This is a genomic window from Clostridioides sp. ES-S-0190-01 (assembly GCF_020658275.1).
Taxonomy (GTDB): Bacteria; Bacillota; Clostridia; order Peptostreptococcales; family Peptostreptococcaceae; genus Clostridioides.
This window is the reverse complement of record NZ_JACVWA010000023.1, coordinates 265137-290477: the sequence shown is the minus strand read 5'-3', so window position 1 is coordinate 290477 and position 25341 is coordinate 265137. Positions and strand designations below refer to the sequence as shown.

General features: G+C 26.7%; 23 protein-coding genes and 1 riboswitch. Of the genes, 18 read left to right on the top strand and 5 right to left on the bottom strand.

Translation table 11 applies throughout. The annotated features are described in order from the left end of the window. Positions 1–195 precede the first annotated feature (195 nt). A riboswitch (glycine riboswitch) is annotated at positions 196–300 on the top strand. A gap of 207 nt (positions 301–507) precedes the next feature. The 4 genes from gcvPA (at position 508) to IC214_RS09015 (ending at position 7617) form a co-directional block, all read left to right on the top strand. Beyond that, positions 508–2982, top strand: coding sequence for an aminomethyl-transferring glycine dehydrogenase subunit GcvPA (gene gcvPA / locus IC214_RS20855; RefSeq protein WP_255613147.1), 2475 nt, complete (start codon positions 508–510; stop codon positions 2980–2982). Next, positions 2982–4439 carry an aminomethyl-transferring glycine dehydrogenase subunit GcvPB gene (gcvPB, locus tag IC214_RS09025; protein ID WP_227433125.1) on the top strand — a complete coding sequence of 486 codons (1458 nt, stop codon included), beginning with the start codon at positions 2982–2984 and terminating at the stop codon, positions 4437–4439. Before gcvPA ends, gcvPB begins: the two co-directional genes overlap by 1 nt. Positions 4440–4621: 182 nt before the next feature. Next, complete coding sequence (locus IC214_RS09020; RefSeq protein ID WP_227866510.1) at positions 4622–5026, top strand: hypothetical protein; 405 nt, start codon at positions 4622–4624, stop codon at positions 5024–5026. Positions 5027–5259: 233 nt separating this feature from the next. Beyond that, complete coding sequence (locus tag IC214_RS09015) at positions 5260–7617, top strand: HAD-IC family P-type ATPase (protein ID WP_227866509.1); 2358 nt, start codon at positions 5260–5262, stop codon at positions 7615–7617. A gap of 96 nt (positions 7618–7713) precedes the next feature. On the opposite strand, the gene IC214_RS09010 is transcribed toward IC214_RS09015, so the two are convergent. After that, a complete protein-coding gene (locus tag IC214_RS09010; RefSeq protein WP_227433130.1) occupies positions 7714–8031 on the bottom strand; it encodes a pyrimidine/purine nucleoside phosphorylase in 318 nt (105 codons plus the stop codon). 284 nt (positions 8032–8315) lie between these two features. On the opposite strand from IC214_RS09010, the gene IC214_RS21160 reads away from it, so the two are divergent. From IC214_RS21160 to IC214_RS08985, 6 genes are all read left to right on the top strand, one after another. Next, complete coding sequence (locus tag IC214_RS21160; protein ID WP_413926654.1) at positions 8316–8507, top strand: response regulator; 192 nt, start codon at positions 8316–8318, stop codon at positions 8505–8507. Further along, entirely contained in the window at positions 8476–8991 is a 516-nt protein-coding gene (locus IC214_RS09005) for a response regulator transcription factor (protein WP_413926653.1), read from the top strand. The genes IC214_RS21160 and IC214_RS09005 overlap by 32 nt, the downstream gene beginning before the upstream one ends. An 82-nt stretch (positions 8992–9073) precedes the next feature. Further along, complete coding sequence (locus tag IC214_RS09000) at positions 9074–10468, top strand: sensor histidine kinase (protein WP_227866508.1); 1395 nt, start codon at positions 9074–9076, stop codon at positions 10466–10468. Positions 10469–10672: 204 nt separating this feature from the next. After that, positions 10673–11548 carry an ATP-binding cassette domain-containing protein gene (locus IC214_RS08995; RefSeq protein WP_227845199.1) on the top strand — a complete coding sequence of 292 codons (876 nt, stop codon included), beginning with the start codon at positions 10673–10675 and terminating at the stop codon, positions 11546–11548. Beyond that, entirely contained in the window at positions 11548–13794 is a 2247-nt protein-coding gene (locus IC214_RS08990; RefSeq protein WP_227866507.1) for a M1 family aminopeptidase, read from the top strand. Before IC214_RS08995 ends, IC214_RS08990 begins: the two co-directional genes overlap by 1 nt. Beyond that, the gene (locus tag IC214_RS08985) at positions 13787–14521 is read left to right on the top strand and encodes a hypothetical protein (RefSeq protein WP_227866506.1); all 735 of its coding nucleotides are present in this window, start codon (positions 13787–13789) and stop codon (positions 14519–14521) included. Before IC214_RS08990 ends, IC214_RS08985 begins: the two co-directional genes overlap by 8 nt. Before the next feature lie 269 nt (positions 14522–14790). On the opposite strand, the gene IC214_RS08980 is transcribed toward IC214_RS08985, so the two are convergent. Beyond that, on the bottom strand, positions 14791–16068 hold the full coding sequence (locus IC214_RS08980; protein WP_227851072.1) for an amidohydrolase family protein: 1278 nt from the start codon (positions 16066–16068) through the stop codon (positions 14791–14793). Between the two features lie 155 nt (positions 16069–16223). Here IC214_RS08980 and IC214_RS08975 point away from each other — a divergent pair, with 155 nt between their 5' ends. Further along, entirely contained in the window at positions 16224–16421 is a 198-nt protein-coding gene (locus IC214_RS08975; RefSeq protein ID WP_227823805.1) for a hypothetical protein, read from the top strand. Between the two features lie 261 nt (positions 16422–16682). Here IC214_RS08975 and IC214_RS08970 read toward each other — a convergent pair whose 3' ends face one another. Then, on the bottom strand, positions 16683–17021 hold the full coding sequence (locus IC214_RS08970; protein WP_227433146.1) for a TIGR04076 family protein: 339 nt from the start codon (positions 17019–17021) through the stop codon (positions 16683–16685). 133 nt (positions 17022–17154) lie between these two features. On the opposite strand from IC214_RS08970, the gene IC214_RS08965 reads away from it, so the two are divergent. Further along, a complete protein-coding gene (locus IC214_RS08965) occupies positions 17155–17502 on the top strand; it encodes a helix-turn-helix domain-containing protein (protein ID WP_285894657.1) in 348 nt (115 codons plus the stop codon). A gap of 632 nt (positions 17503–18134) precedes the next feature. On the opposite strand, the gene IC214_RS08960 is transcribed toward IC214_RS08965, so the two are convergent. Both IC214_RS08960 and IC214_RS08955 read right to left on the bottom strand, forming a co-directional pair. Continuing rightward, positions 18135–18311 carry a hypothetical protein gene (locus IC214_RS08960; protein ID WP_227433148.1) on the bottom strand — a complete coding sequence of 59 codons (177 nt, stop codon included), beginning with the start codon at positions 18309–18311 and terminating at the stop codon, positions 18135–18137. A gap of 750 nt (positions 18312–19061) precedes the next feature. Next, positions 19062–19310 carry a hypothetical protein gene (locus IC214_RS08955; protein ID WP_227433149.1) on the bottom strand — a complete coding sequence of 83 codons (249 nt, stop codon included), beginning with the start codon at positions 19308–19310 and terminating at the stop codon, positions 19062–19064. A 220-nt stretch (positions 19311–19530) separates the two neighbouring features. Between IC214_RS08955 and IC214_RS08950 the strand changes: the two genes are divergently transcribed. The 6 genes from IC214_RS08950 (at position 19531) to IC214_RS08925 (ending at position 25313) form a co-directional block, all read left to right on the top strand. Then, positions 19531–20553, top strand: coding sequence for a hypothetical protein (locus tag IC214_RS08950; protein ID WP_227433150.1), 1023 nt, complete (start codon positions 19531–19533; stop codon positions 20551–20553). A gap of 13 nt (positions 20554–20566) precedes the next feature. After that, positions 20567–21454, top strand: coding sequence for an ABC transporter ATP-binding protein (locus IC214_RS08945; protein ID WP_227834495.1), 888 nt, complete (start codon positions 20567–20569; stop codon positions 21452–21454). Between the two features lie 5 nt (positions 21455–21459). Then, complete coding sequence (locus IC214_RS08940) at positions 21460–22233, top strand: ABC transporter permease (RefSeq protein ID WP_227483255.1); 774 nt, start codon at positions 21460–21462, stop codon at positions 22231–22233. Between the two features lie 118 nt (positions 22234–22351). Continuing rightward, the gene (locus tag IC214_RS08935) at positions 22352–23074 is read left to right on the top strand and encodes a response regulator transcription factor (RefSeq protein WP_227433156.1); all 723 of its coding nucleotides are present in this window, start codon (positions 22352–22354) and stop codon (positions 23072–23074) included. Positions 23075–23077: 3 nt separating this feature from the next. Then, on the top strand, positions 23078–24481 hold the full coding sequence (locus IC214_RS08930; protein ID WP_227851071.1) for a sensor histidine kinase: 1404 nt from the start codon (positions 23078–23080) through the stop codon (positions 24479–24481). A gap of 10 nt (positions 24482–24491) precedes the next feature. After that, entirely contained in the window at positions 24492–25313 is an 822-nt protein-coding gene (locus IC214_RS08925; protein WP_227433159.1) for a TraX family protein, read from the top strand. Positions 25314–25341: the final 28 nt, after the last annotated feature.

The window sequence follows — 25341 nt, the reverse complement described above, 5'->3', positions numbered from 1 at the left end:
TTTAATAATAAATTAAGTGAAAATGTTATTTTGCATTAATATATAATATGTTTGCAGAAGAGTGAATAATATAAAAGAGAAATAATTGATAATAAAAACTTAACAAAAAAATTAATACATAAAAAAAAATAAATATAATGTGTTGACATTTGATTTAAATATTCATAAAATAAAATTGAAAATAAATATTTCCAAGTGAGATTAGCGAGAGAGACCTTTATACAAAAAGGCGCCGAAGAAGAAATTTAAGAAATGCCAATTCTTAGAGAAGCTTTCAGGCAAAGATATCGCTAATTGATGGGACTCTGGAGAGACTTAAGTTAAATACTATAAGTCACCGAAGAAGCAGAATAATATTAAATTATTAAATCTTTCAGGTATACAAACAGGGATATATAGGCTAGGATTATTTCCTATGCTTATATATTTTTTTTTATGGGAAAATACAGGACATAATGGCGAAGTTGCTTAAATAGAATAAGTTTAGTTTTATAGGGAGGGTTATATATGAATGAATTAAAAAGAGTACCTTTGTATAATACACACAAAGAGCTTGGTGCAAAGCTTGTTGAATTTGCTGGTTGGGAAATGCCTTTAGAATATGAAGGAATAAACAAAGAGCATGAAATGGTTAGAAAAAGTGCAGGTATATTTGATGTATCTCACATGGGAGAGATAGAAGTAAAAGGAGTAGAATCAGAAAAATTTATACAAAATCTAGTTACGAATGATATAAGTGTATTAAAAGTCAATGACATCATATATACACCTATGTGCTATGAAAATGGTGGAGTAGTTGATGATTTATTAATATATAAGTTTGGGGAAGAAGATTATTTGTTAGTAATAAATGCAGGAAATATAGACAAAGATGTTGCATGGATAATGAAGCAAAGTGAAGGGTATAAAGTAAATATAAAAAATATATCTAATGAAGTTTGTCAATTAGCAGTTCAAGGACCTAAAGCAGAAAAAATTCTTCAAAAAATCACGGACATAAATTTAGAATCAATAAAATTTTATAAGTCAATGCCAAAAATAAAAGTATCTGGATACTCTTGTTTAGTTTCAAGAACAGGATATACTGGAGAAGATGGTTTTGAAATATATTGCAAAAATGAACATATAAAAGCAATTTGGGATGAAGTCCTGAAAGTTGGAGGAGAAGATATATGTCCAGCTGGTCTAGGTTGTAGAGATACTTTAAGATTTGAAGCAACTCTACCTCTATATGGACATGAGATAAATGAACACATATCTCCACTTGAAGGAGGATTATCTATTTTTGTAAAAGTAAATAAGGAATCATTTATTGGCAAATCAATCTTAGCAGAAGAAAAAGAAAATGGGATTAAAAGAAAATTAGTAGGATTTGAAATGCAAGGTAAAGGGATGCCTAGAAATGGATATGATATAAAAGTTGGAGATAAAACAGTTGGTTTTGTAACTACTGGGTGTGCATCTCCAACAACAGGAAAAATCTTAGGAATGGGAATTATAGATGCTGAATATGCAAAAGCAGGAAATGAAATAGGTATAGCAATTAGAAAAAAAGTTGTTCCTGCTATAACAGTTAAGAAGCCTTTTTATAAAAAACAATATAAAAAAGATAATGTTGTAGTAAATAAAGAAAATAAATTTTCATATATACCTGCCACAAATGAAGATAAGGAAAAAATGTTAAAAGTAGTTGGATTAAACTCAGTTGATGAATTATTTTCAGATATACCAGATGAACTAAAATTAAAAAGAGATTTAAATCTAGATAGTGGAAAATCTGAATTGGAAGTTAGTAAAATAGTAAAAAGATTGTCAGAGGAAAATTTAAGTCTAGAAGATTTAACTTGTTTTCTTGGAGCTGGTGCATACGACCATTATATACCATCAATTATAAAGCATATAACTTCAAGGTCCGAATTTTATACAGCATATACTCCATATCAAGCAGAAATAAGTCAAGGAACTTTGCAAGTAGTGTTTGAGTTCCAATCTATGATTGCAGAAATTACTGGTATGGAAATTGCAAATGCATCAATGTATGATGGAGCGACTGCTGCAATAGAAGCATGTATAATGGCAATGAATCAAACTAGAAAAAGTAAAATAGTAGTATCAAAAACTACACATCCAGAAACTTTATCAGTACTAAAAACTTATTTACAATATAAAGATTGTGAAATAGTAGAAATTGATTTTTGTAATGAATATGGAACTACAGATATAGAAAAATTAAGAACTTCTGTAGATAAAGATACAGCATGTGTCCTTATACAAACTCCTAACTTCTTTGGGATTATTGAAGAGATGGAAGAAATAGAAAAAATAACTCATGAAAATAAAGCCATGTTAATTATGAGTGTTGACCCAATATCATTAGGTGTTTTAAAAACACCAGGTGAAATAGGAGCAGATATTGTTGTTGGAGAAGCTCAATCACTAGGAAATCCTCTTAATTTTGGAGGTCCTTATGTAGGATTTTTGGCTAGTAAATCTAAATATACAAGAAAAATGCCTGGAAGAATAGTTGGGCAAAGTTTAGATACAGAAGGGAAAATTGCATATGTATTAACTTTACAAACTAGAGAGCAACATGTAAGAAGAGAAAAAGCAACTTCTAATATATGTTCAAATCAAGCTCTAAATGCTCTTGTAGCATCAATATACATGTCTACTATGGGTAAAGAAGGATTTAAAGAAGTTGGTATGCAATCAATGAAAAAAGCACACTATGCTTATAATAAACTTGTGCAAACAGGAAAATACAGACCTATATTTAAAGGCAGATTTTTTAAAGAATTTGCAGTACAAGGAAATTATAATATAGACACTATAAACGATAAACTTTTAGAAGAAAATATATTAGGTGGTTATAATTTAGAACACAATTATCCAGAATTAAAAAATTCAACTTTACTTTGTGTAACTGAAAAAAGAAGTAAAAATGAAATAGATAAGTTAGTTGGAATAATGGAGGGGTTATAATGAAAGAATATAATAGTTTGTTGATAGATATATCTAAAAAAGGTAGAAAAGCATACTCACTTCCAGAATTAGATATAGATGATATAAAAATAGAAGATATGATTGACCCAACTATGGCTAGACAAAATGAATTAAACTTACCAGAAGTTGGTGAATTAGAATTAGTTAGACATTATACTTTATTGTCAAATAAGAATTTTGGTGTTGATACTGGTTTTTATCCTTTAGGTTCTTGTACAATGAAATATAACCCTAAAATTAATGAAGATATGGCAGCACTTCCAAACTTTACTGGAATGCATCCATATCAATCTTCAGATACAGCACAAGGGTCTCTTGCTCTTATGTATGATTTATCAAATAAACTTGCAGAAATTACAGGTATGGATGAAGTGACACTTCAACCTTCAGCAGGTTCACATGGTGAATTTACAGGTCTTATGCTTATAAAAGCGTATCATGAAAATAGAGGAGACTATAAAAGAACTAAAGTAATAATTCCAGATTCTGCACACGGAACAAATCCAGCAAGTGCAGCTATGGCGAATTTTGATGTAATTCAAATAACGTCTGATAAAAATGGTGCTGTAGATATAGATGTATTAAAAGAAGTTTTAAATGATGAAGTAGCAGCCCTTATGCTTACTAATCCGAGTACTCTTGGGCTATTTGAAAAAAATATAAAAGAAATAGCTGACCTTGTACATGAAGCAGGTGGCCTTTTGTATTATGATGGTGCAAACATGAATGCTATTATGGGAATAACAAGACCAGGAGATATGGGATTTGATGTAGTCCATCTTAATCTTCATAAGACATTTTCAACTCCTCATGGTGGCGGTGGTCCAGGGGCTGGACCTGTTGGAGCAAAAAAAGAGTTAGTGTCTTTTTTACCAATTCCAATAATCGAAAAACAAGAAGATAAATATGTATTAAACTATGATAGACCAAAGTCTATTGGAAAAATTAAAAATTTCTATGGAAACTTTGGAGTCCTTGTAAGAGCTTACACATATATATTGACAATGGGAAGAGATGGACTTAAAGAAGCTAGTGAAATGGCAGTTCTAAATGCTAATTATATAAAAGAAAGTATAAAAGATGATTATATTTTACCAATAGACACTTTATGTAAACATGAGTTTGTATTAGGTGGATTACCAAGAGGAGAAGCAAATATAAAAACTATTGATATAGCAAAGAGATTGTTGGATTATGGATATCATCCTCCAACAATGTATTTCCCTCTTATTATAAATGAAGCACTTATGATAGAGCCTACAGAAAGTGAGAGTATAGAAACATTAGATAGTTTTATTGAAGCTATGAAGAATGTCGCCAAAGAAGCTAAGGAAGAGCCAGAATTACTAAAAACTGCTCCACATAATACTTTAGTTAAAAGAGTTGATGATGCAAGAGCAGTGAAAAAGCCTATATTAACATGGTCACAAAGATAAGTAATTAAAATAATAAATAATTTAAATATACAAAAACTTTGTATTTGTATTAAAAAGCTATCTAAACTATTTTAAATTAGATAGCTTTTTTGTATATATGTTGACATACATGGTATGTACTGTTAAAGTTTTTTATATATTACTAGAAAATGTAAGGATTTAAATCCCTCTTGATTTTATGTATGTTTCAACCATTTCTATATTTTATGCTTGAGACATTTGGAGTTATAATAATAAATTTACAAAATACAGGTAATCAAACAAGTAGTATACTTGGAAGAATAATGATACTTGTGGCAGTAATTTGTGCAGGTGCATATGGTGTATATGTAAGAAAATTATCTAAAAGTGAATTTACACCAATTGAAATAACAGCAGCAGTGCAACTAATTGGAACAATATCATTTACATCAATATTATCAAATATCGCTATGGTAGTATCTATATTTGCAGGAGTATTTTTACTGAATGAAAAGTTCAATTTTTATAGTATTGTAGGAAGTATGCTTATAATAATTTCAGTTATAGGAATGGTTATATATGGTAAAGGAAAACATGAAGATTTGGAAATTGAATATATAAACTAGTTTTATTTTATAGGGAATAAACCTATTTGTTCTTTTAACTTAATTTAAACTTAATAAGAATATATCGAAATTCATAAAAAATTTAGGAAATCTTAAGAATTATGATATTTAAATCTTTAGATTTATGTTTTATTATATAAACTACAATAAGATATATTAAACTAAATTAGAATTTTACAATATATTTATAGATATTACTATTAAAGAAAAAGTTAAGTTGAAAGGAGTATAATATGGATAAAGTTAACTTAAAAAGATATAATTGTGATATAAATGTTGGATTAAACCGTGAACAACTTAAAAGTAGAAGAGAAGACAATTTAATTAATGTATTTGACAATGGAAAAACTAAAACATACAAGCAAATTTTTAAAGATAATATATTTACACTTTTTAATCTTATAAATATTGTTTTAGTTTGTTTGCTAGTTTCAGTTGGCTCTTTTAAAAATACCTTATTTATATTTATTGCTGTAATTAATACTATTATTGGTGTGATTCAAGAAATAAGAGCAAAAAGATTGTTGGACAATCTATCTGTTATAGTATCAAGCAAAGTATCTGTTATAAGAGAAAAAGAGAAAATAGAGATTGATGTTCAAGAATTAGTGCTAGACGATATTATGATTTTAAAAACAGGAAATCAAATTTGTGCTGATTCAAAAGTTTTAGAAGGAAAGTTAGAGGTAAATGAATCTCTAATCACAGGAGAATCTGATATTATTGTAAAAAGCAAAGGTGATTTTTTATATTCTGGTAGTTTTGTAGTTTCTGGAGATGCATTTGTAAAAGTTGAAAACATAGGAAAAGATAACTATGCAAATAAGATAGCTAGTGACGCTAAAATTTCCAAGAAACACAATTCTCAACTCAGAAATTCATTAAATGCAATATTAAAAGTTGTTGGTGTAATAATTATTCCTTTAGGAATTATATTGTTTGTAAAACAACATTTTGGAAATGGAGATTCTATAGTAACATCTGTAGTAGGTACTGTGGCAGCTGTAAATGGAATGATACCAGAAGGATTAACTCTGCTTACAAGTATTGCCTTAGCTGTTGGGACAATAAAACTTGCAAGCCACAAGACTTTAGTTCAAGAATTATATTGTGTAGAGACTCTTGCTAGAGTTGACACATTATGTCTTGATAAAACAGGTACAATTACAGAAGGTAAAATGCAAGTTGATGATGTAGTAATGCTTGAAAAAGTTGATGTAAATGAGATTATGGGAAATTTGTGTAATTCTCTTAAAGATGATAATGCGACATTAAATGCTATAAGAGATAAATATGATATTTCAGATACGTATAAAGTTAAAAATTTGATTCCATTCTCATCAGCAAGAAAATACAGTGGTGTTGTTTTTGAAAATGAAGGTACATACTTAATAGGAGCCTTTGAGTTTATTTTTAAAGATAGATATAAAGACTTAAAAATAGAAATTGAAAAATATTCTAAAGCAGGAAATAGAGTAATAGCTTTAGCTCATAGTAACTCTTACATGGAAGATAATAAGATACCTGAAGATATAAAACCGCTTGCTTTTATATTGATATTAGATAAAATTAGGAATGAGGCTAAGGAAACTTTAGAATTTTTTTATAATGAAGGTGTAGATATAAAAATTATATCTGGAGATAATCCAATAACAGTAAGTGAAGTAGCAAGAAAAGCAGGTCTTAAAACAGCTAATAGATTTATTGATGCAACAACACTTAAAAATGATAAAGACATATACGATGCTGTTGATAAATATAGTGTTTTTGGAAGAGTAAGCCCACAACAAAAGAAACAAATGATTGTAGCATTAAAACAACAAAATCGTACAGTAGCAATGACAGGAGATGGTGTAAATGATGTGTTAGCACTTAAAGAAGCTGACTGTAGTATTGCAATGGCATCTGGAAGTGATGCTACCAAAAATGTTTCTAATTTAGTTTTATTAGATTCAAATTTTGCATCCATGCCAAAGGTTGTTATGGAGGGGAGAAAGGTAATCAATAATATTCAAAGAGCATCTTCTTTGTTTTTAGTAAAAACAATCTTTTCATTCTTCTTATCACTATTAACATTATTTTTCTTTAGTAGACAGTATCCATTTGTGCCAATTCAATTATCATTGATTGGAGCTGTAACAGTAGGTATACCATCATTCTTTTTAGCTCTTGAGGCAAATAGAAGTAGAATTTCAGGAAATTTTTTACTTAATATATTAAAAAATGCTTTACCAGGAGCATTATGTGTAACATTAAATGTAATTATTGTTTACAATATAGTCGAATATTTAGGTTATAGTTCAAGTGTATTTTCCACAATGTGTGCTATATTAACTGGTATATGTGGTCTTTTAATACTAAGACAGCAATGCTTGCCATTTAATAAAGAAAGATTATTTTTAATTGTAAGCATGACCATAGCATTTGTTATTGGGATTCTATTTTTAGGTGGATTATTCTCATTTGTAGCTCTAAGTAAAGAGCTAATCCTTATAACTATGGTATTAGCAGTGTTAATGCCGATTATGATAAAAGTTATGTTATTTGTATTAGATGAGATACTAGACACAATAGTTCCAGATTTAAACTAATTTGAGCAATATAAAAAAAAGAGCAACTTAATATTAAATATAGTTGTTCTTTTTTTATTTACATTAAATTTTATATAAGAATATCATATATATTTATTAATCAGCTATGTATGAACAGCAATAGTCAACAACTTCATTAACTTTTAAATCAAAACTTGAATCAGAAGGAACATTAAATTTTTGACCTTCTTTATATGTCACAAATTCATTGCTTCCAGGTAGTTTTACATCCATGCTTCCAGCAAGCATTTCCATTATTTCTTCTTCTCTAGTAGAAAAAGTATACTCTCCAGGTAACATCAATCCTAAAGTTTTTCTTTCTCCATTAGGAAATATTATTACTCTACTACTTACTTTACCATCAAAATAAACGTTTGCTTTTTTTACTGCAGTAACATCTTTAAATTCACTCATTAGACAAATCCTCCAAAATTATTTACTCATATATATTATATAGAAATAATATAAAAATTGCTATATATTTACAAATAAAATTTAGTATTTATAAAAAAAATTAATAAAGATAAAATAAGAAAAAATTCATATTTTTATTATATTGACTTCGCAATTTTATAAATATAATATGAAAAGTACTTAGGAGAAGTACCATATGCTACACATCAAAAACATAAAGATAGTGTATAATCTAAATATGTTATACAATCTAAAGTTTATAATTATAGAAAGAGGGGATAAGCTTGTCAAAGAGAATATTGGTCATAGAAGACGATATAGATATCCAAAATATAATAAAAACATTTTTAGAAAATGCAGATTATACTATGATAACAGCAAATAATGGTCTTGATGGAATTGAAAAGTTTAAAAAGCAACAATTTGATTTTATTAGACATACTGATGCCAAAAATAGATGGCTTTGTAGTTTGTGAAATAATAAGAAATGAATCTAATATTCCAATTATTATACTTACAGCATTGGATGAAGAAACAGACCAAGTAAAAGGATTTGAATTAAAAGTGGATGATTATATTACAAAACCATTTTCTACAATTGTTCTTCTAAAAAGAGTAGAGGCAGTATTAAGAAGAACTGGGGATAAGGAAGAAAATCATGAAGATAGAGAATTTTTATCATATAGAGATATCAATGTTGATGTTGAAGGATATAAAGTTTTTATTAATGGTAAACAGATTGAATTGACTGCTAGAGAATTTGAAGTTCTAAAGGAACTAATAGAACACAAGGGGCGTGTACTTACTAGAGAAAATTTAATAAATAGCCTGTGGAAATATGATTTTTTAGGAGATGAAAGGGTTGTAGATACACATATAAAAAATCTTAGAAAAAAGCTTGATGTGAATTACATAGAAACAATAAGAGGGGTAGGATATAGGATTGATGTATTGGATTAAGAAAAGTCTAAATAGAAAAGTTTTTTTAAGTACAACTTTGATACTTATTTTATCCTGTACACTAATTTACATATTTATCATGATGTCAATGCCCAAAACATATAAATCATACTTAACAGATGATATCAAAAAAAATCTGAATGAATTTGTTAAAGTTATTGAGAAGACTAAATATGAGGATTCTACACTTAAATTTTATGATTTTATAATTGAAAATAATGTGTCTATTAATTTAATGAAAAATGGAAAATCAGTAGAAATACCATCTAATATAAAGTATGGGAAATTAGGTGATGAAAATATTATATTAAATAAGAAGCAAAGAACCATATTCAATGAAGATAATTTTTTATATAATTACCTAAATAATAATCAAATTTCGGGAAGTAGTTATGTAAGTGCCATATCCACTGATATTACATTTAAAAATAGTTCAGATAAATATATTCTCTCTGTTATGCCAAAATTGATGGTAGTTGATGAAGCTTCTATGGTTTTATTAAAATTGATACCAGTAGTTGCAATAATGATTTTGATAATATCACTAGTTACTTCATTTATTTATTCTAGAGTAATTACAAAACCTGTTGTCAAGATAAGTAATACTTCAAAAAAAATTGCACAGATGAATTTAGATGTTAGATGTGATGTAGAAAGTGATGATGAAATAGGCTCTCTTGCTTTAAGTTTAAATGAGCTAGCACATAATTTATCAAGCACACTTAATAATCTTGAGCATGCAAATTTAAAGCTTCAAGAAGACATTGAAAAGGAAAGAAAGAATGAAATAAGTAGAAGGACTTTTTTTGCAGCAGTATCTCATGAGTTAAAAACACCAATTACGATTATAAAAGGTCAACTTGAAGGCATGATATACAATGTTGGCATGTATAAAGATAGAGATGCTTATTTAATACATTCACTTAAGGTAATGGAAAGTATGGAAGAAATGGTACGTGAAATTCTCGATATTTCTCGTATGGAGTCATCTGGATTTAAATTAAATACAGTAGAAATTAATATGAGTTCATTAGTACAGAAATCAATACAAAATTACTTAATATTAGCAGAAAATAAGAATATAGATGTTATTACTGATATAGAAAAAAATTTATACTCTTTTGTAGATATAAAATTGATGAAAAAAGCTATTTCTAATATTATTAACAATTCAATTAAGCACTCAAAAAATGGTGTTTTGGTAAGTATAAAATTGTATAAGAATAATGAATGTGGAGTTTTTGAAGTTGAGAATTCAAATACATTTATAGAAGAATCTGAGATAGAAAATATTTTTAATCCTTTTTATCGTGTAGATAAGTCACGAAGTAGACAATCTGGTGGAAGTGGTCTAGGATTGTATATTATTAAAGTTATATTTGATATGCACAAGGTCAAATATAAAATTGAAAATACATCAGTAGGTGTAAAATTTACAGCTATATTTCCTATCGCATTAAAAAATACATTGCAGTAAATATTTTATAAATAAAATAACCCTATACTAAAATTTTAAGGTTAAATTTAAATTTTAGTATAGGGTTATTTTGAGTATAAGAATGTATTTAAAAAGTATTTAGCTACCATATAAAAAACAAGATAAGAACATATTAACTACATACTTCATTTATATAATAAAAAATGTAATAAGAAACTAAAAAACGTGAAAGGTGAGTGAAACATGAAAATTGATGTTAAAAATTTAAATATGACTTATAGAGCAGGGAAGGAAGCACTAAAAGATATAAATATAAGTCTTGAAAGTCCAAATTTGATAGGCTTACTTGGTCCTAATGGAGCAGGTAAAAGTACTTTAATGAAACTTTTGACTTCAAGAATACTTCAAACTTCAGGTAAGATTTTAGTAAATGGTAAACCCCTTAAACAGAATGAAACAGATTTAAAAAGTAAATTAGGATATTTACCACAAGAATTTGGTTTGTATGATGAGTTGACAGTGTATCAATTTCTTGAGTACATGTCAGTTTTAAAAGGTATTAATAAGAACACAAAAAAGATAATAGAAGAAGTTATTAGCCAAACTAATTTATTAGAAAAGAGAGATTCAAAGATTAAGACCCTATCAGGTGGTCAAAAACAGAGAGTTGGAATAGCTCAAGCAATAATGGGAAATCCAGAGTTATTAATACTAGATGAACCTACAGTCGGACTAGACCCTGAGGAGAGAATAAACTTCCGTAATTTATTTTCAAAAAACTCAAGAGATAAGATTGTAATATTGTCCACACATATTATAGAAGATGTTCAGTCTGTATGTAATAGATTAATAGTAATAAATAAAGGAAATGTGCTCTTTGATGGAAGTTCTGAAGAGTTAATTAAAAAAGCGGAGGGACATGTTGGAGTTTATGAAGATAAAAATGGAAAAATACATAGCAATAAAACAAGCAAATTTAAAGTTACATCAAGTATTCTTACTACAACAGGGACTTCATATCGTATTGTAAGTCATAAGCTTCCAGAATTTGCGATACCTGTAGAACCATCATTAGAGGATGCGTATATGTTTTTAATATCTGAGGAGGAGATAAAGTAATGCAATCAATTAAATTTATCAAAGATGAGATAAAGAGGATTTTTAGCTCAAAGATTACATGGACTTTCATAGTAGTAATAGCACTGATACCAGGTCTATCAATAATAATGTATGAAAATCCTGGATTATTGCCCCAAGGTAGTTCAGGACAATCACTTAGTTTGAGTATACCTGTTTTACTTAATCCAGCAAAGTTAGGGGCTTTAATAGGTACAGTTTTATTCTCAATGTTTACAATATATGAGATGGATAGTATTTATAGAAACAAAACCAATGGTATCATAGAAACTATTATGGATGCTAAAAGTTTAAATTTAGCTAGAGTGATTTCTATTCTTGTATCAACTATAGTATCTGTAATAATTTCGATGATTATATGTTTTCCATATTCTATCATTAAGATGGGTGATAATTTTAGTTTAAGTACTTATCTTATAAACTATTTAGTTTTAATGTTACCAGCCTTATTATTTGGTATTTTACTTTCAGCAGGATTTTATTCTATAACAAGACGTATTGATTTAAGTATGATTATACTCCTTGTTCTAGTATTTTTATCTATAAATATAAAAGATAGTTATCTTATTGATTGGGTACAGACAAAAGTTACTATTTATTCTGATAGCTTTGGGAATACTTTGCAATTAAAAGCTTTATGTTGGAATAGACTACTTTGGAGTTTTATATCAATATCAACGTATTTATTAGGTGTGATATGCACAAGAAAATATGAAAAAAATGTTTTTTCATCTATACTAATTAATATGAAAAAGGTATTACTATCAATTTTAACTATAGTATTAATTGCAGGTTCTTATAGTGTATATGCATTTGAACCATATTATGATGATACTCCTCCACCTAAAATGGAAAAGGTATCAGATAAGAAGTCTGGCTCAGGTGCTGTTATGTCTACTGGTGCTGATGAAAAGCTAAATAAGAATATAAAATTACTTGATTCAGATCTTGATATAAAAATAAATCCTAAAAAGGCAAGATTAGATGGCAAAATACAATACACTATGGAAAATACTAGTGGAGAAAATCAAAACTTGGAATTTGATTTAAATCCTGGATACGATATTAAAGATATTAAGATAAATGGTAAGAAAGCTAAATATGATATTTCTAAGAAGAAACAAGCAGAAGGAAGACTTAGTTTGAATATACCTAAAGAAAAAAATCTTAAAATTGAAATTGAGTATGGAGGGAAATTAATAAACAATCAACTATTTGAAACTATTCTTGCAGGAGATACAATAAGTAAAGATAAGGTTGAGTTACGTAGTAAAGGTTCAATATTTCCAAAACCTAAAGTTGATGCTATGAATACAATGGAATCGATGATTAATGGTAATATAACTCTACCTACTGGAATAACACCTGTAGTAAGTGGAATCAGTACAGAAAAGGTAAAAGGTGATAAAAAGGATAATGAATGTACATGGAAATTTAGCACAAGAGGAATAATGTTGACTATAATAGCTGCAGACTATGTAAAAAAAGATATAAAAGCAGGTGGGATTGATGTGCAATTTTACTATAATAGAAAGCATGGAGATAAAATAAATAAAATGAATGCAGAGAAAATTATAAAAGATTCTATCAATTTCTATACAAAACAATATGGAGAACTAGAACGTTATAAAGTTATTCCGCTTAAGCTAGTAGAAGGAGGAGCCTCATCAGGACAGGTAACTGGAGGAAAAGCACATGAGAATATAAGTTATATGGATGAAAGTATTTTCAACCCAGATGTATTTGATACTCACATAGGAGAGGGAGAAAATGGATCTGAAGTTTTGGCTCATGAAATATGCCACCAGTGGTGGGGGATTATAGTACAAGTTGACCAAATGACACCTCCTTGGTCACCAGAAGGAATAACAAATTATGCAACTAATAAGTTCATGGAATACGAGTATGGAAAAGAGTATAGTAAAAAAACTATAGATAATTGGAAAGAAGAAAATGATAAGCTTAAGAGAAATTTCTATATGAATAATCCGCAGTATTTGGAAAAATTGCCTGAAAATTATGTATTCAATATTTTATCACCTAATTCTATGAGACTTCTATATAACAAAATGCCATTACAAATTTTGAAGGCAGAAGAGATTTTAGGACAAGATAAGTTTGAAGCTATTCTTAAAGACTTATATAACAAATATAAGTACAATATATTAAAATATGATGATTTCTTAAAGGCTTGTAATCTTACAGGGGAGGAATTGAATTTTGAATAATTTAAAAATAATAAAATATGAAATGAAGAGATTGTTATTCTCTAAGGTATATTTGGTTTTAATATTAATAACAGGATGGTTCTCCTACAATGTCCTTAAGACAAAGACAATCTATGGTTTAAACGACACAGCACCATTTTCAGAGTGGAGCTATTCTGGTTTTTTACTTGATGTAAATCCATTTTTACTAGTTATAGTTCTTGTGTTTTGCACGTACATCTTTTCAAAGAGAGAAGAAGCTGTAAGGACAATTACTATGACCACTAAGATAAAACCTACAACATATTTTTGCTTAAAAAGTGTTACAATAGCAGTTGCGTATCTTCTAACAGTTGCAGTTGTAATTGCAATAAGTTTCATTTTTTACAATAGATTATTTCAATTTAATGATTTTAGTCAATTTATAAAACCTATAATTCTAATTTTAATACCATCTGTGTTATTTGTATCAGGTATGGGCATGTTTATTGGTAATATAAATGGAAACTTTCTATATATTTTTATTCCAATAATATTTCTTATAACAAATTCTGGTACACTATCTATTATATCTGGTAAAAATCTAGTGAACTCTATACTAGAGAGTAAAGTTGCAGACACGATGGGTAATCTTGCATTTGATATTCCACAGAGATTTGTAATAAGTAGAATAGCTTTGGTGATTATAGGTATAAGCTTAATAGTTATTGTATGCAAAGTATACAATAAAACTAAAATTAAAGCTTAGAAGGGTATTACAAAGAGTAATTTAGTTAAACTTCATAAAAATTGTAGCATTCTTATTTAAGGACTAAGAGTAATGTGTACAAATTAAAGTTTAGAAAGAAAACTGACTATGAAAAAACACAATATAATTATTAAAATTAAATACAACTAGAAATAAATCAAAGATAATCTAAAAGAGTATGTTTTAATCTATGATTTCATGGATTTTAGTACATACTCTTTTTATTGAGTATATGAATTAAGTAAGGTATGTACAATAAAAAATTTTTATTATAATTCTACAGAAGGTTCCTCAATTAATTTTCCACATACATATCTATGAATAATATTTCTGTCATCACCAACATAGATAAATCTTTCAAGTCTTTCAAGTATAGAGTAACTGTCATGATTTAAATCTGAATCATCAATAATTAATGCATCAAAATCATAATTTTCTTCAAAGCTACCAACTTTTCCAAAAAAACTTCCTCCACTTTTAGTTGCAATATAAAAAGCCTCAGATAACGATAGGAAATTACATTTCTTATTAGAATTTACCCAGTATAATTTAGATAGCTGGATTGCAGATACTATTGCTTTAAATATTGACAATGTATGACCACCACTTATATCTGAACCAAGAGCTAGTTTTATATTATTATCAAGTAATTTTCTAATAGGCATGGCTCCACTACCAACATTAAAATTAGAAGCAGGACAATGAACAGCCATAACCTCATTTTCTTTCATTAAATCTATTTCTTCTTGAGAGCAGTGAATACAATGAGCCATTAATGTAGCTGTTTGACCAAATAAATTGTATCTATTGTAGGCATCTCCGTAAAATTTAGATTCAGGTTCTAAACTTTTAACCCATTCAATTTCATCATGGTTTTCAGATAAATGTGATTGTATAGGAACATTATACTTTAAACATAAATCTCCTAATTCCCTTAAGAGATTACTTGTACAACTAGGTATAAATCTAGGAGTTATAATTGGTTTTACAATAGAATTTATGTCACTGTATTTGTTTATTATTTCTTCTGTATCGTTGATAGAATCCTCAGTATTTTCTAGTAGAGTGTCAGGACAATTCATGTTCATATTTACTTTACCAACATATGCTCCAAGACCAGCTTCTTTAAAAATATCCATAAGTTTCATAGATGCTTCTTTATGTACTGTTGCAAATACAGCTATTCTAGTAGTACCTGATTTCCATACTTCTTTTACAAATTTTTTATACATCTTTGTAGCATATTCTATATCTATATACTTTGATTCTTCTGGGAATGTATAAGTTTCAAGCCATGGTATAAGTTCCTTGTCCATAGCCATGCCTAAATTTCTAAACTGAGGTGCATGGCAATGAAGGTCGTTCATACCAGGTATTATAAGTTTATCAGTATAGTCTACGATTTCTGAGTTTTTATATTCTTTAGGTATATCTTTAAAGACACCTTTTACTTTGCCTTTGTTTAGTATAATGTAGCTATTTTCAAATACTGTGAAAGTATCTGAAGTCTTTGTAAAAATTATATTTCCTTTTATTGCTTTTAACATATAGCTCTCCTTAGTTTTAAATTTGTTAGCTTTAATATATAAGTAAATATATAGGGTTTATTAATTAAAATTTTACCCTATGTATTATATCAAATCTGAGTTATAAATACTATTAAATAATAATAAATATTATTGAATTTGAGAGGATGAAAATAATGAAACAATACAAATGTATTGGTAAAGGAAATACATCTAAAATTTATGATTATGGAGAGAATAAAATAATAAAATTATATAAAAGTGAAATTTCAAAGGATTCTTACATTAGGAAATTTTGTATTACAAAAAATATATTAGGAATTAATAAGATTATAATATATGGCAAAATGAACAAGATTTATCATATATTATAATCATGTTAGAGACATCTATTGGTAGGAGTATTCTCTTTATAAGTGGATTAAAAAAATATTAGGTACATTACTTAACAGTTTTTAAAATCGATTTAAATGAATCTTTTTTATGACATAAATTGTACAATATACAATTTCCTTTTATTGTATTTCATTAATTTAATTTTGGTACTATATTTCACTATAAGCATTAAATTTTAAGGAATAAATTGGAATAATGCATTTAAAATATGATTAGTAAAATTAGTTTAAGACTATTATCTATCTTATGGGTTTATATTCCATTTTAGATTCTTCATCAGTTCTCTCAATTTTAAAAATGACAGGACGAATTCCATCATTACAGGAGCATATAGCCACTCCTTCTTTATCTATCCAATCTCCATAGTAAAATTTTTCACTACCATGAGATAAAGCAAATACATATTGATACATTGCTTTCCATGCTTCGTCACATAATTTTTCAGGTTTAGCAAAATCTCCAAAAAATACTTCTCCTACTTTATGCATAGGGCATTTTCCAATACCTTTACATCCATACTCATCTGCTAAATCTTTATGGAATGTTGTTTTTATTACTTCTATTTTACATTTTTTCATGAAAGTCATCTCCTCGTAATTTGTAACTTTTATTTATATAAGTATATGTGCTATCTTATATTTAAACAAGTATTTACTTTTAAGTAAGGTACTAACATTTAGGATAGTATCTTTATTATAGGATGGTGATTAAATGAGTATGAAAAACTATAATACATCTGATTTAACTAATATAACTTCTACACCATTTGGATATACTCTTTCAATTATTGGAGGAAAATGGAAGATGATTATAATGTTTTGGTTAGTCGAGTATGATGTATTACGTTATGGAGAACTTAAAAGATGTATTGGTTCAATAACTGATAAGATTCTCAATAATCAGTTAAAAGAATTGGAACGAGATGGTATTATCATACGCAAAGAATATCCTCAAATTCTTCCTAAAGTTGAATATTCACTTTCCAAAAGGGGATTGTCATTAATGCCTATTTTAGAAGAAATGTGTAAATGGGGTGAAAATAATAAACTCAATTTGTAAAATAAAAGCCCAGTAAAGATTTTGCTGGGCTTTTATTTTATAAATTAGAAATGCTAAAGTTAATTTACAGGTATATAATTTTCTGTGATTAATACTTTGAAAATCACTAATTAAAATCTTTATTAGTGATATTTTTTAATATAAATTAAATAAAAAAATAAAAAATATATCTAAATAAAATGATTATTTTTCTTGAATTTTTTATATAAATATGGAAATTTGTCTAGTTATACATTTTTATTGACCAGTTATGCAATTGATATTGAATATTCTAAATATTGATGTTACTTTATATATGATTTAAGTACAATAGGGGGATATTTTATAAATATGATTTGCGTTATAGATAGATAAAATTTGGAGTAGTAAAAACTTAGATTCATATTTGATGAAATTGTAGAATATGTGTATAGAATGATTCTTGTGTTTCAAGAGAATATAAAGGATGTAATTTGTATAGTTGTTTTATTTTATAGTATATACTTTTAGATTATATAGTGAAAAAGTAAAGATGTACTCCCAATACATCTTTACTTTAAAATAAGTTATAGTTACTTGAAAAGTATAAAAAATTATATAGTTATTTAAGGTAGAAAATCTAAAAAGGTTTTTCTAGAAAATGAAACTTAATTTTAATTATATCTACTTACTAACAATAAAACTTGATATAAACAAGATTCAACTACAGTTTCTCCATATTCTGATATAAAATCATCTAATTGTGTATCTATAAAATTACAATAATCATATGAACTACTTATATAAGCAGTTAATATATGTGTACATCTGTCTATTTCTCCAATAAACATATTATCCATCCCCCTAAAAACTTTAGTAAAAATAAAAAAATTATATATGTGCTAACTTGCTAACGTAACTTACAAAGAATTTTTTAGTACTTATCACTATAACTTTATTACTAAATTTTTCTAGTTTTACCAATTTAGCTTTTATTCTACAAGTTAATAATACTAGAATATGATTTATTATTCAACATGCTTGTTTTAGATTAAAAAATATTATAAAATTATATTTATTTTTTGAAGAATAAACTCTGACAATAAGCTGATAAGGTTTACATGAATAGATTGAATTAAAGGTTTATATATTTGAATTAATTAGATTCAAAGTAGAGGATAAACTAAAAAAGTATTCAGGATATATTATTAAAATGAATGTAAGAATAAATAAAGTGAGATGCTAGAATATTAAAATTAACAATAATATAAAAAATAAAATTTATTGTTAGTAAGAACTTTAAGATAGATATTTTAAAACGGATATAAAAACTAATTGATTTACTTATAGATATTTAAAAGATATAAAGAGCTTGTAGATAGCTCTTTATATCTTTTTTGTTATGCTAAAAAATTTTAAGAGACAACAAAAAAGATAAGAGCATATCTATAACACATATATATGTTCTTTTATAAAAATAAATAAAACAATGTAATTAAATTTAGTTAAACTGTATTATTTATATGTAATATCTTGATTATTAATAATAAAGTTTTTATATTAAAAAAATTCCTTTTAAATATAGAATGCAATTTAAGTCACTATTTGATAATTTTTCCACAATATGGGCAATAAGTACTATTCTTTACAAGTTCCATTCTTGAATCTAAATAATGATTACAATTTGGGCAACGATAAAATTTCCAATCAATAAAAATACCAACAAGTACAAAAATAATTGATACTATATAATTTTCTATAAAAAAGATAAATGCTGCTCCAATAATAAACATAGCCATAGATGTTAAGAAGATTATTTTTAATTTTGTATAAATATCTATACTTTTCATACAATCACCAACTTATCTTAGATTTAATCCTATTAATAAAAGTATAGCAAGTTTATTATAAAAAATGTAAACTAAAAAATTACAATAAAAATAAGTAGTGAATAAAACTAAACACATAATTTAAGTTTTATTTAAGGTTAGAATTATATTGATATAAGATTTAAGTTTTATTATGTATATAAATAAAAAGCAATTAAAAAGACTTAGGAGGAAATGTATATTGATAAGTTGGGAAATAAAGAAATTGATTAAATCTAAGAGCATGTTGATATCTTTAGGGATATTAATATTCATATTATTAATCAGTATATTTGTTAAACCTGTTTTAGAAACAGAAGATTATTATATTGATGAGAAAAAAGGTCATATAGAATATACAAGTAATAGAACAGATATAGCTAATGATAAATTTCAAAAAAAACTTGATATTTTAAAACAACTTTCAAATCAAACATATAGTGATAAATTTTCTAAAAAGATTAAATCCATGTCAAAAGAAAAACTTGATAATCTAAATGTTGATGAATATAAAAATGTTGACTTTTGGAAGGTATTTAATTATAGAGCCACAAATTCACTTATAAATATAGGGATGTTGATTGTCATAATCATAACTGTATCAAATCTTTATACAGATGAAGTAACTTCTTCAGTAAAAGATATTATACTATCATCAAAAGAGAAGGAAAAGGCATTAAAATCTAAAATAGTTATTGCTATATTTATACCATTAGTAATTTATTTTGTTTATTTAATCTGGATATTTATTATGACCTGCATACAACAAGGATTACCAATTAATGGTGACTTAGAATCGTTTAGGATAGTAGACAATATAGCTACATTAAAAGCAAATTCAAATATAACCAATTATGTAATATCAAATATAGCTATAGATATTTTAATGTTTGAAGGATGGGCAATGATAGCTATGTTAGGTTCTTTTATTAGCAAATCTTCAATATCATCAGTAGGTTTTCTTATTTTAAGTATAGCTGTAGCTAAAGTGATGTCAGTAGTTCACATATTACCTAAAGGATTGCTTTCGATTATTTCAACGGTAAATTACTATGATTTAATATTTGGATTTAATAAAATAATAGGAAATTATTTAGGTGATATTAGAATATTTAAAATGAATATAGATATTGTCAATCTATCAATAGGACTTTTAGTAGTAATATTTTTAGGTATAATGACTTTGTGTTTCTCAGTAATAAAGTCAAAGTATATAAATAGATAAAAGGGGAATTAAAATGAATAAATTAGAAGTTAAAAATATTTCAAAGATATATGGAAAAAAAGTAGTAAATGATAAAATTACAGTTACATTAGAAAATGGAGTTTATGGTCTTTTAGGACCAAATGGAGCAGGAAAATCCACTCTAATGAAACAAATAACCACACTAATAAAACCTGAGAGTGGGCAAATACTTTACAATGGTAAGGATATATTTAATATGGATGATGATTATAGAAATATTTTAGGATATTTACCACAAGAATTTGGAGTATATAAAAACTTTACAGCTAGACAATTTTTACAATATATAGGAGCGTTGAAAGGTCTAAAAGGTAGAAATTTAAATTGTAGGATAGATGAATTGTTAGAGCTAGTAGGTCTTTATGATGTCAGAAATAAGGCTATAGGAAAATTCTCTGGAGGTATGAAAAGAAGAGTTGGCATAGCACAAGTTTTATTAAACAATCCTAAAATAATAGTACTTGATGAACCAACAGCAGGCCTTGACCCACAAGAAAGAGCGAGGTTTAGAAATCTAATAGCAAAAATATCAAGGGATAAGATAATAATTCTTTCTACTCATATAATTTCAGATATAGAATCAGTTGCAAAAGAAACAATAATGATTAAAAATGGTAAACTTCTTATGAAAGGAACACATAAAGAAATATTAAATCATATGCAAGATAAAGTTTATAATATTCAAGTTGAAGATGAGTGTGATATTGATGAGATTCAATCTAAATATAAAGTTATAAGTATTCAAAGTGATGTTAATTCAATAGTAATTAGAGTTGTGTCAGAAAATACTCCAACTGAAGCTAATGCACAACTAGTTCAAGCAAAATTTGAGGATGTATATATGCTTTACTTTGATTTAGAAGATGCAAAGGAGATATAACAGATATGATAAATTTAGTTAAAGCAGAAATAATAAAAGCCTTAAAATTAAAAAGTGTTTGGATGCTTTGGATATTTTTACTATTATTTGGGTTTGTATTGATTAGAAAATTTAATGTTTTTGACACATATTCAGATATATTTTATAAGATAGAGGGTTCTATACCTTTAATAGGGTTGATAATGTTTATAATAACTTCTGGAAACTATACAAAAGAATATGATTCTAATATGACAAGTCTAATAAATACAACTAAAAATGGGAAAAAGTCAGTAGTAGTATCAAAAATAATAGCTAATGGATTGACTTTGTCCATGATTAACATTTCTTTTGTATTATTGGTTGGGATTAGAGGATTTAGTTTTTTTGAATTTAAAAATTTGAATGAACCAATTAAGAACTTATGGTATTTTAGTAATAGTAATTTAAATCTTACCGTAATACAAATGTACTTGATTGTTATAGTATCAGTCATTTTTGGTTCTTTCATATTTGCACAAATAGGACTAGCACTTTCTTCAATATTTAAATCAGCTGTAATGCCTTTCATATTAGGAGGCTTAATTATGGCTGTTCCATACTTTATTACAGGCTTTATACCAGATAATGCTATAAAATTTGTTTCTATTACTCCAAACTGGATTATGATGAGTCAACAAATTGTTAAGTATAATGTACCAAATACTTTAATAGGTTTATCTATATTAATCTCAATCATATTGATAATAATATTAACTAAAATAACATATAAAAATTTTACATCAAGTAAAAGGTTTTAATTAAGAATAAAAAAGAACAATGATTTTGTTTATATATTGACTTGATTTAAAATAATATAAATGAAGCTTAGAGAAGATATATGTTAATATATAGATAAATTATCATAGGAGGTTATTTATGGAAAATAGCATTTTAGTAATAGATGATGAGGTAGAAATTTTAAAACTCTTAGAAACTGTATTTAAGAAAGAAGGTCTTAACAATGTGTATACTGCAAAAACAAGAAAGGAAGGATTGGAAGTATTTAAAAAATATAATCCCAACTTAATCATTCTGGACATTATGTTGCCAGATGGTGAAGGGTACGATATTTGTAAAGAAATAAGAAAAAACTCTAATGTACCAATCATATTTTTATCAGCTAAGACGGAAGAGTTAGATAAATTACTTGGACTAGCAATTGGAGGCGATGATTATGTTACAAAGCCTTTTAGTCCTAAAGAAGTCGCTTTTAGGGCAAAAGCTCATCTAAGAAGACTAAATTATTTTAATGAAGAACAAAATGAAAGCATAAACTCAGATAATAAAGAAAAGATTATATCATTTGGTCCATATAAATTAAATGAAAGTAGAGCAGAACTCATAAAAGATGGTAAGTCTATTGCATTATCTGCAAAAGAATTAAAAATATTGTCTTTATTTGCACACAATCAAAATCAAATTATAAGTAAAGAAAAGTTATGGGATAAAGTATGGGGTGAAGATTATATTGGATTTGATAATACTATAATGGTTCATATTAGAAAGATTAGAGAAAAATTAGAAGATAATCCTTCAAAGCCAGAATATATCCTTACGATAAAAGGACTTGGATATAAATTAGCAGTAAAGGAAGATTAGAATATGAAGTGGAAGATTACTAGAAACTTTATGTTTACAATCGTATTTGTAGTTATATCAGTGGTTATTATAAATATTGCGTCTATTTTATATGTGATTTCGACTAATAATTTTTTTAATGTTGTAGGTTCTAAAAACAGTCCTGAAGAGTTTGCTCGTTCTTTTGAAAAAGATCTATATGAAAAAAATGGAGAGTTCAAGTTATCAAAAGCTGGCATTGACAAATTAAAAAAATCACATTCTTGGGTACAAGTTTTAAATGACTCAGGAGAAGAATTGTATGGAGTAAATGTGCCAACGAATACTCCAAAAAAATATACTCCTTTTCAAATGGTTAATAACTACAAATATATAGAAACAGAGTATACTAATTTTGTTTTAGAAAAATATTTAGGCAACAAACATCTAAATATAATAATAGGTATGCCTAGTAGAGATGTATCGAGAATAATTTTAACTTATTCTCAAGATAATGCTAAAGCAATTTTAAATAAAATTATCACTTTGACATTGGTAATTGATGGGATGGTAGCTTTAAGCATAGGATACTTATTTAGTAGAAAACTTACAAAGCCAATATCCAATGTAATATGGAGTATTGAAACTATGGCTAACGGAAATTATAGTTTATATCTTAAAAACAGGGGAATATATGAAGAAGTTTTTGAAAATATCAATATGTTGGCTGATACATTGAAGGTAAACGAAGCAGAGAGAAAAGAAAATGAAGAGATGCGAGAGGAATGGTTAGCTAATATAACACATGATATAAATACACCACTGGCTTCTATACAAGGATATGCAGAGATAATCAATGATAAAGATTATGAATTTGTGGAAGAGGAATTACGAGAATATACAGAGATTATATACAATAAGTCCAAGTATATAAAAAATTTGGTTGATGATTTAAATTTATCAACTCGATTAAAAAATAATAGCTTAGTTTTGAACAAGAAGAAAATAAATTTAGTTAGTTTGGTTAGAAATATAATAATAGATATTCTAAATGACAATAGATATAAAAATAGAAATATTGAGTTTGTAAGTTATGAAGATTTAATTGAAGTATATGTAGATTCAATTTTATTTAGAAGAGCTATAACAAATCTCATATTTAATTCAATAGTGCATAATAAAGAAGAAACTCTGATAAAAATAGAAATAGTAAAAAAAGATACTATAGAAATTATAATAAAAGATAGTGGAGTAGGAATAAGTAAAAATGATTTAAAGCATATTTTTGAAAAATATTATAGAGGTACTAATACAGGTGAATTACATAAAGGCTCTGGTCTTGGAATGGCTATTTCTAAAGAGATAATAGAGATTCATAAAGGTAGTATTTATGTGAATAGTGAAATAGGAATAGGAACAGAAGTCGTCATAAAAATAAATCAGAAGTAGGAGATATGATATGGATTTTCTTAAAAAAGGTTTCAATGGATTTACTATTAAAATATTAGCACTGGTATTTATGACATTTGACCATATAGCAGCTTTTATGCCACAAACAATGCATATACCAGTTTGGTTTCATTGGTTAGGTAGAATATCAGCACCATTGTTTACGTTTATGGTAGTAGAAGGGTTTTGTCATACAAGCAACAAAAAAAAGTATATTGCTAGATTATATGTAGGGGCTATCATTATGGCAATAGGGAATCAAATAATTAATACTGCTTTCCAAAATCCAGAAGGTTCAATTATTATGAATAATATTTTTGCAACATTATTTTTGGTAGTAATTTATTTACAGGCTATAGAATTTATAAAGAAATTTAGAACAGAAAAAGAAAAAAAGTATCTTGTGAGAGGGCTTTTGATGATAAGTGTTCCTATAATTTTAGGAATCGTTATATTAACTTTACTTTTTAGCTCAGCGGATAAAGTACTTATGTTTATTATGATTTTTGTACCAGTACCATTTTTGGTAGAAGGGGGACCAATTTTGATTGCACTGGGGATTATTTTTTATTTATGTAGAGGAAAGAAGTTTAGTTTAAGTATTTGTTATTTTTTGATGTGTATATTTATATTTGTAGCCATAGCAGGAGGAGATTATAGCTTGAAAAAATCTCTTCTAGAAAATTACCAATGGATGATGATTGCGTCACTTCCTTTTATGTTGCTTTATAATGGAGAAAAAGGTAAGAGTATGAAATATTTGTTTTATTTATACTATCCAATACATATATATATATTGTATATTTTAGGAGTGTATTTGATAAAAATCTAAGAATATAGAAGACATTGATAAGTATGGT